Origin of the sequence: Mycobacterium sp. (assembly GCF_049280035.1) — a bacterium.
Classification (GTDB): Bacteria; Actinomycetota; Actinomycetes; order Mycobacteriales; family Mycobacteriaceae; genus Mycobacterium.
Window position 1 is genome coordinate 1 of record NZ_JBAPPI010000313.1, and the last position, 8,263, is coordinate 8,263.

The following is an 8,263-nucleotide window of genomic DNA, read 5'->3' on the forward strand; positions in this document are numbered from 1 at the left end:
GGCACTGGTGCGTATTGCCACCGGGCGCGACGCCGCCGACATCGCCTTCCTGGACAATCACGGAGGTGCGATCATCCTGAACAAGTTGGCGGTCACGGCGATCGTGGACGGCGACCTACCCATGGACTCGATCGACCAGCTGGTATCGATCAGCTGAGCATGTTGCGTCCATGTTCGCAAATTGGCTCCAACTAGAGGATGGTTGAGGTATGACCTCGCCCCCTCGACATTCGGGCAACGTCACCCATGCCCGACCCTCGCTCGGCTAAATGTGGCAATCGACGAACAGCTCCGCGCGGCCGTCGACGGCCGGCGTGGGCTAGCTGCCGCTGACTCAATTTGCGAGGCCTGCGTGATGTTGTTCGGAATTGACGCAGCGGCGATTTCACTGGTCTTCGCCGGGGTCACCAGCGGAACATTGGGTTCCAGCGGCGCAGCCGCGCGCGTGTATGACGAACTCCAGTTCACCTTCGGCGAGGGCCCGTGCTTGGACTCCGTCGCGCAGCGCGCCCCCGTCCTCGTCACCGACCTGGCCAACGCCAACGACGTTCGATGGCCGGCGTACGGCCCCGCCATGCTTGACCACAAGATCCGGGGCATATTCGCGATTCCGGTCGTGCTGGCCGGCGAATTCGTCGGCGCCCTGGACCTTTTCCGCGCGCAACCCGGCGAGCTGCACGTTGAGCACCTGGCCGGCGCCATCGTCGCCGCCGAGCTGGCCGGCATGCCCCTGCTTGACCTCATGCACTCCGACCTGCAGGCCGCCGTCAACGACCCGGGCAGCAGCGCCTGGGCCGAATTCAACGCACTGAGCCGCACGGAGGTCAGCCAGGCCACCGGCATGCTGGTCGCGCAGCTCGGGGTCGGACCCGCCGAGGCGCTGGTGCGACTGCGCGCCCACGCCTACGCCACCAACCGCAGCGCCACCGACGTCGCCCGCGACATTCTCGACCGGCGACTGCAGCTCGAGGCCGACTAATGCAGTCAGAAAAGGAGGCAACGTGACCGATAACCCTCGTGAAACTCGGGTACTGAACGCGGTCGTATCGCTCGTCGACAACCTGCTCGACGACTTCGACATCTTCGACCTACTCACCGAGCTCACCGAGCGCTGCGCCGACCTGTTGGATATCGCGGCGGCGGGATTTCTGCTCGCCGACCCGCTGGGGCAACTCCGCTTGCTGGCCGCAACTTCCGAGCAGACCCACGAACTGGAACTATTCCAATTACAAGCCGAGGAGGGGCCCTGCATGGAGTGCTTTGCCACCGGACAACCGGTCTCGGTGGCAGATCTGCGCGAGGCAAACTCGCGGTGGCCGCGATTCGTTCCGGCCGCGCTCGAGGCAGGTGTCGCCTCCGTGCACGCGGTGCCGATGCGCGCCGCCGGCATTGTTTTGGGCTCCCTGGGTCTGTTCGGTAGCCGGCCCGGCGAACTCAATGAGGCCGATCGCCTGGTCGGGCAGACACTGGCGCATATCGCGTGCGTGGCGATCCTGCAGGGACACCCGCCGACGCCATCGACGGTGATACCGCAGCTGCGCTCTGCGCTGACCCGCCGCGTCGTCGTCGAGCAGGCCAAGGGCTTCCTGCGCGGACATCTCGATGTTTCCATCGACGAGGCATTTTCGCTGCTGCGGAGGTACGCGCGTACCCACGGCGATCACATGACCGACGTTGCACGGCGGTTGATGGCGGAACCGAGTGCCCGTCCGGCGCTACTGGAAGCGATGACCGAGCTTGCTCACGGCTGAGGCCGCCACGACTGGGCGCGCCGCACGGCCTCCTCGACCAGTTGTTCCGCGATGACATGCAGCTTCTTGTTGTCGCTTTGACTCATCCGGATGAGCCGATCGAAAGCCACTTCCGCGCTGACACCGGACCGGCTCCTGATGATGCCGATCGCCTGATCGATCACCCCTCGGCTGTCCAACGCACGTTGTAGTTGTTCCGTGCGCTTTCGAGCCCCGGTCAGCAGTTGCGCGTTGTAGATCGACACCGCCGCAGGCCCGGCGAATTGCGAACCCAGCTGCACGCTGCGCTCGCCGAACGCGTCGCGGTCGTCCGCGTAGGAGTTGATCGCGCCGATCACGTTTTCACCAACTATCAGCGGCAGCGACAGGGCGGAATGCACGCCCATCCGCGCCACCCGGCCACCGAAGCGCGGCCAACGACCGTCGCTTCCCAGCGATCCACTGACGGTGGCTCTCCGCGACTGCATGCATGTGATGCACGGCCCCTCGTTCAGCTCGTCGTACTGGACGAGGTCGATCTCGTTGACAAACTCCGCCGTGGCGGCCGCCGTCTGGACGGTCGGCCTGCCTTCGCACGGGTCGATCAACGCAACTCCGGCACCGTCGACACCGGGAATGGCATGGGCTGCGAACTCCGCCACCTCGCCCAGCAGCTCGATCAACCCGCGGGCGCCGGCCACGATCCCGGCCACCCCACGCAGGCCCGCGTACAAGTCGACCTCGTCCGCTTCCTGCTGGGCGGTGGACAATTCTGGCTGCTCTGTCGCTTCGCGACCCGGCTGTGCGTCGTAATCGGTCATGGTCAGCAACTAATGTACCGCCGATCTAGGTGACCAGCGCCAACGCGTGGGTCCGGCGCAGCTTTCCCGACGGCGTCTTCGGGATCATTCCCGGCTCGAGCACGACCACGTTACGAGGCCGGACATCGACCTCGGCGACGACCTCATGGGCCACCTGGCGCTCGACGCGGCGCACCTCGGCGGGATCTTCCCAAACGTTGGATTCCACGGCGACCGCGAACATCTCGCGCGGGTGCCCGGCATGCAGGCGCACCGCCACGGCGCCGCCGGGCCGGACCCCTTGCACGCGGGAGGCGGCACGTTCGATGTCCGTCGGATAGATGTTGCGCCCGGCCATGATGATCACGTCCTTCACCCGGCCGCACACCACCACGTTGCCGGTTTCGGTGAAATAGCCCAAATCGCCGGTGTCGTACCAACCTTCCCGGTTCTGTGCGGGGATAAAACCGGCAGCCGTCGTGTACCCCAGCGTCACAGGTTCGCCACGTACCTCGATGACGCCGACACCACGGGTCGGCAGCACGTCGCCGTCCTGGTCGACTATCCGGGCCTCCAGCCCCTTCAGCGGACGACCGACCGAGGCCAATCGCCGGGTTTTACCCCGGGATGCCGGGATGGCTCGGTGCAGCAGGGCGAGCAGGTCGGCGTCGACCTCGTCGACCATCAACCCGCGGCCGCACTCGGTAAACGACACTGCCACCGTCGTCTCGGCCATGCCGTAGGCGGGCACGATCGCTTCCGGACGCAAACCGAACGGCGCGCCGGCCGCGCACAAATCCTCGACATCGGCCGGCTCGACTTGCTCAGCGCCCGAGAGTGCCCACCGCAGCGTGGACAGGTCGAACTGGCCGGGCTGAGCCGTCCTGCGCAGGCGTTTGGCGAACATCGTGTAGGCGAAGTTGGGCGCCGCTGTCATGGTGCCTCGATACTTGTCGATGAGCTTCGCCCACAGCAGGGTGTCGCGGAGGAAGTCCATCGGCGTGACCTTGACCAACTCGACGCCGAAATACATTGGGACGGTTAGGTAGCCGGTCATGCCCATGTCGTGGAAGCACGGCAGCCAACTCACGATCACGTCGGATTCCGGGTCGACGTTTGCGCCGACGAACATCGCCTCGGCATTCGAGACGACGTTGCGATGACTGATTCGGACGGCCTTGGGGAATCCTGTAGAGCCGGAAGTCAATTGCAGTAGCGCCACGTCGTCGTCGTCGGTCTCGACCGGGTCGATCGAGCGACTGTCGAGCAACTGCTCGATCGTCAGCACCTGCATCCCCAGCTGGGCGAGCAGCGGTGCCGCGGCCATGAACGGATCGGAGACCACCACCGCCTTGGCGTCGATCATGTTGATGACGGCCGTGGTCTCCTCGGCCCAGCGTTGCAGATCGGTGCGCGGCGTGGGCTGGTGCAGCATCGTAAGGCTGCCGCCGCGCATCCAGATACCCTGCGCGGTCGGGGCGATCTCGACCGGCTCCCCTGCCAGCACTGCGACCGCATCGCTGCGGCACACACCGGCGGCGGCCAGACCGCCCGCAACCCTGCGGGCCCGCTCGTGCACCTGACGCCAGGTATGCCGGACCGGCGCGTTCGGCTCCCCAGTGATCATGCCCTTGAGACTGCTGTGGGCGCTGTCGTACATCGTCTCGGTGAATCGGCTCACCGCAATCCCCCTGGCTCCGGCGCGACGGCACGGCGTGTGTTGGTCGAATCGGTGTTGTATCGGTATCGACGGCGCCGCTGAGGCGCGACCGCGGAAGAGCGTGACCCTCTCTTGTGCACCCCAGATGGTGTCAGACGTGCCGACTGTACAGACTCGACCACCGCCGAGGGGTTCGGCACGCCAATAGCCGCTGAATCTGCACCCAAAGGAGACCTCCGGCGCCCAAAACACGACCCGAGCTGTCGGTTTACGTCGGAGCTAGAGCCCGTTCGGCGGGGAAATCGGATCGCCGCCGTGACGTTTCCGGGAGGCTGGAGTGTCAACCGTGAATGAGGCTACCTCGCCGACTGCCGGCTCTCCAGCAATTCACGCGCTGCGTTGTAATTGGGCGGCCTGCAAGATAGAACCAGCAGTCAAAAATGCGGGTTTGTCGCGGTCGGCGGCGTCGATTGGCAGATTGGCGGCGCAGCGCAGCACCATCAATGCGAGCCCGCTGTAGGTCGCGTAAGGGATGATTAGCAGGTTGGCACAAGCATCCACGCCGTTGACAGTCATTACGTGCTGGCGCTTGTGCTCCCATCCTGACCAATTGAAGTCGGGTGGTCGTTGCAGCGGTGGCCAGTTGACGTTGATGGAGGTGACGTCGCCGAGCAGGGGGGTCAGCGTCGCAACAAGGTCAGGCAATTCGATGGTGATGCGATCTACACGTGGCCACCACGCGCCGTCGATATCGCGGCCGAGCTCGCGAGCCACTGACAGCCGCAGGGGATTGGCTCGGCGCAGACTGCCGATCGGATACCTCATCGGAGGCCGCTCAGCGGGGCCATGGCGGATCCTTCATCACGCTCAAGGTTACGCCACCAGCGCCGTTTCGGTCCCGGCCAGCCCCGCCTTGGTTAGGCGCTGACGGTTGGCCGTTCGTTGTGATCAACCACCGCAATGGCTTTCGTGATCAGCCGTTGCACAGGAGACCTTCGGCATGCTGGAACGGTTTAACCCGCTCGACAAAATTTTCTAGATCTGGCAACGACGCCACAGCGCAACCGCGATACTTCGCGGAGCTACGGGCGAGAGGCTGATGCGCTCGCGATCTAGGATCACACGATGACCATCGCGCCTGAAACGTTCACCATCGACGGCGTCGGCGGCACGCGCATCGTCGCCGACCGGATGGGCGATCCCGAAGCGCCCGCCGTGGTGTTCCTGCACGGCGGCGGGCAGACGCGGCGCTCGTGGGGCAAGGCGGCCGCGGCGGTGGCCGAGCGTGGCTGGCAGGCGGTCACGGTCGACCTTCGCGGCCACGGCGAGTCGGACTGGTCGGAAGACGGCGACTATCGTCTCATCAGCTTCGCCGGCGACGTCCAAGAAGTGCTGCGCCAGCTGCCCGCGCAACCGGTGTTAGTCGGCGCCTCCCTGGGTGGTTTCACGACAATGCTTCTCGCAGGGGAGATTTCGCCCGGTATCGCCCGCGCGGTCGTTCTGGTGGACATCGTGCCTAACATGGATCCGTCTGGGGCCAACCGAATCCACAATTTCATGGCCGACCGGATGAAATCGGGGTTCGAGTCACTCGACGAGGTCGCCGACGCGATTGCCGAGTACAACCCGCATCGGCCCCGGCCGACTGATCTCGATGGCCTGCGCACCAACCTGCGCCGCCGTGGTGATCGCTGGTACTGGCACTGGGATCCGAAGTTCATCAGCAACACCGCGTCGCTTCCGCCCATCGAGGTGGCCGATGTCGATCGCCTGCACGCGGCCGTAGAAACGATCCTCGCGGGCGGCGTGCCCATGCTGCTGGTGCGAGGCCAAATGAGCGACCTGGTCAGCCAGGACCGCGCCGACGAGTTTCTGGCCCGCTTTCCTCCGGTCGAGTTCGTCGATGTCCGCGGCGCGGGGCACATGGTCGCCGGCGACCGCAACGACGTCTTCGCGGATGCAGTCCTGGACTTCCTCACCCGGCACGGGCGCTTCTAGCCGCCTCCGCCAGCACATCCTCGGCGCCGCTTGTACAGCGCGGTTGCGCCACCGAACACCCGTGACCAGCCTCTCGTCTGCGGAATGCATGTCTGTCGTGACTTGACTCTGACATAGCAGCCAAGATGGGACCCAATGAGCATTCCCGAGCCGACGCGGATGAAGCTGGCCGACGGGCGTGAACTGCTGTTCTTTTCGTTGTCCGGCCACATGCCGGTGCCGATCGCCGACCGCCGACCGCTGCCGCCGCGTAGCCCGAACCAAACAGAACTGCGGTACGACCGGACCACCGGGCAGTGGGTGATCATCGCGGCGCTGCGCCAAGACCGCACCTACAAGCCGCCGCCGGACCAGTGTCCGCTGTGCCCGGGCCCGACCGGGTTGACCAGCGAGGTGCCCGCACTCGATTACGACGTGGTCGTCTTCGAGAACCGGTTCCCGAGCCTGTCTGGAGCGGGGGAGACGCCGTCGGTTGGTGACGGCTTCGTCTCGGCGCCCGGTAACGGCCGCTGCGAGGTGATCTGCTTCTCCAGCGACCACACTGGATCGTTCGCGGACTTGAAAACGGCGCATGCCCGCCTTGTCGTCGATGCGTGGCGGCACCGGACCTCCGACCTGATGGCGATGCCCGGCGTCGAGCAGGTGTTCTGCTTCGAGAACCGCGGCGAGGAGATCGGCGTGACGTTGAGCCATCCGCACGGCCAGATCTACGGCTATCCGTATCTGACGCCGCGCACCGCGGCCATGCTGCAGCAAGCATCTGAATACCGAAAGGCGCACGGCGGCAACCTGTTTGCCGATCTGCTGGCCAGTGAGGTTGACGACGGCGGTCGCGTCGTTGCGCGTACCGATCTGTTTACCGCCTTTGTGCCGTTCGCCGCAAGGTGGCCGGTGGAGGTGCACATCTACCCGAACCGGTTCATGCACAACCTGCTTGACCTCGCACCCGCCGAGCTGGACGGTTTCGCGCGGATCTACCTTGACGTGTTGCGCCGGTTTGATCGGATGTATTCTGGGCCGCTGCCGTATATTTCGGCGTTGCACCAGTTCGCCGACACCGATGCGCAGCGCGAGGGCTACTTCCACGTCGAGCTGATGTCGATTCGGCGCAGCGCCGTCGCGCTCAAGTATTTGGCGGCTTCGGAGTCGGCGATGGATGCGTTCATCAGCGACGTGACGCCCGAGGCGGTGGCTGAGCGGCTGCGGGGGCTCGGGTGACGGTCCGGTACGCCGCGCCGGGGCGGATCAACCTGATCGGCGAGCACACCGACTACAACCTCGGTTGGGCGTTGCCGATCGCGCTGCCGCAGCGGACGGTGGTGACGTTCGAGCCCTCGGATGCCGACGCGATCACCGTGTGCAGCGACCGGGTCGAGGGCTCGGTGCGAATTTCGTTGCGCACCAAGCGCGGCGAGGTGACCGGGTGGGCCGGCTATGTGGCCGGCGTGGTGTGGGCGCTACGCATGGCCGGACATCCGGTGCCCGGCGGCAGCCTGTCGATCACCAGCGACGTCGAGATGGGATCGGGCTTGTCGTCCTCGGCCGCGCTGGAGTGCGCGGCCTTGGGCGCTTTTGTGATGGCCGCCGGCTGGCGGATTGACCGCCTTGAGCAGGCGCGCCTCGCACAGCGCGCGGAGAACGAGTATGTCGGTGCGCCAACGGGTTTGCTCGATCAGCTGTCGTCGCTGTTCGGTGCGGAGTCGACGGCGCTGCTGATCGATTTCCGGACGCTGGCCGTGCAGCCGGTGGCGTTTGACCTGTCAGCGTCCGGTGTCGTGCTGTTGTTGATCGACTCCCGCGAGCGGCACGGTCATGTTGGCGGTGAGTACGCGGCGCGTCGGTTGTCGTGCGAGCGGGCGGCCGCCGATATGGGGGTGGTGTCGTTGCGGGAGATCCAGGATCGTGGGCTCTCGGTGCTGGATAAGGTGACTGACGCGGTCGATGCTCGCCGGGCTCGTCACGTGCTTACCGAGAACCAGCGGGTGTTTGATTTCGTTGCGGCCGTGAATGGTTCGGAGTACGCCGAGGCCGGCCTCATCTTCGATGCCTCCCATGCTTCGATGCGTGACGAATTC

8 protein-coding genes and 1 pseudogene are annotated in these 8,263 nt (G+C 65.6%); 6 read left to right on the forward strand and 3 right to left on the reverse strand.

Features of this window, described 5'->3' with window-relative positions; genetic code table 11:
- The 3 genes and pseudogenes from WAN71_RS10585 to WAN71_RS10595 all read left to right on the forward strand — a co-directional run.
- Positions 1-157: pseudogene (locus WAN71_RS10585) on the forward strand (transglutaminase); the annotation flags it as partial.
- Between the two features lie 114 nt (positions 158-271).
- Positions 272-979 carry a GAF and ANTAR domain-containing protein gene (locus WAN71_RS10590; protein WP_422225283.1) on the forward strand — a complete coding sequence of 236 codons (708 nt, stop codon included), beginning with the start codon at positions 272-274 and terminating at the stop codon, positions 977-979.
- A gap of 22 nt (positions 980-1,001) precedes the next feature.
- Positions 1,002-1,751, forward strand: coding sequence for a GAF and ANTAR domain-containing protein (locus tag WAN71_RS10595; RefSeq protein WP_422225284.1), 750 nt, complete (start codon positions 1,002-1,004; stop codon positions 1,749-1,751).
- Here the strand turns inward: WAN71_RS10595 and WAN71_RS10600 are convergent.
- The 3 genes from WAN71_RS10600 to WAN71_RS10610 form a co-directional block, all read right to left on the reverse strand.
- A complete protein-coding gene (locus tag WAN71_RS10600) occupies positions 1,742-2,551 on the reverse strand; it encodes a GAF and ANTAR domain-containing protein (protein WP_422225285.1) in 810 nt (269 codons plus the stop codon). The genes WAN71_RS10595 and WAN71_RS10600 overlap by 10 nt on opposite strands.
- A 25-nt stretch (positions 2,552-2,576) precedes the next feature.
- A complete protein-coding gene (locus tag WAN71_RS10605) occupies positions 2,577-4,211 on the reverse strand; it encodes a fatty acyl-AMP ligase (RefSeq protein WP_422225286.1) in 1,635 nt (544 codons plus the stop codon).
- A 366-nt stretch (positions 4,212-4,577) separates the two neighbouring features.
- Positions 4,578-5,015, reverse strand: a complete 438-nt coding sequence (locus WAN71_RS10610; protein ID WP_422225287.1) for a DUF5994 family protein — start codon at positions 5,013-5,015, stop codon at positions 4,578-4,580.
- A gap of 300 nt (positions 5,016-5,315) precedes the next feature.
- Here WAN71_RS10610 and WAN71_RS10615 point away from each other — a divergent pair, with 300 nt between their 5' ends.
- The 3 genes from WAN71_RS10615 to WAN71_RS10625 all read left to right on the forward strand — a co-directional run.
- Positions 5,316-6,188 (forward strand): alpha/beta fold hydrolase, encoded by an 873-nt coding sequence (locus WAN71_RS10615; protein ID WP_422225288.1) that lies wholly within the window; start codon positions 5,316-5,318, stop codon positions 6,186-6,188.
- A 135-nt stretch (positions 6,189-6,323) separates the two neighbouring features.
- Positions 6,324-7,406 carry a galactose-1-phosphate uridylyltransferase gene (gene galT / locus WAN71_RS10620; protein ID WP_422225289.1) on the forward strand — a complete coding sequence of 361 codons (1,083 nt, stop codon included), beginning with the start codon at positions 6,324-6,326 and terminating at the stop codon, positions 7,404-7,406.
- The coding region (locus tag WAN71_RS10625) for a galactokinase (protein WP_422225290.1) at positions 7,403-8,263 on the forward strand (861 nt) is incomplete at its 3' end. The genes galT and WAN71_RS10625, both read left to right, overlap by 4 nt.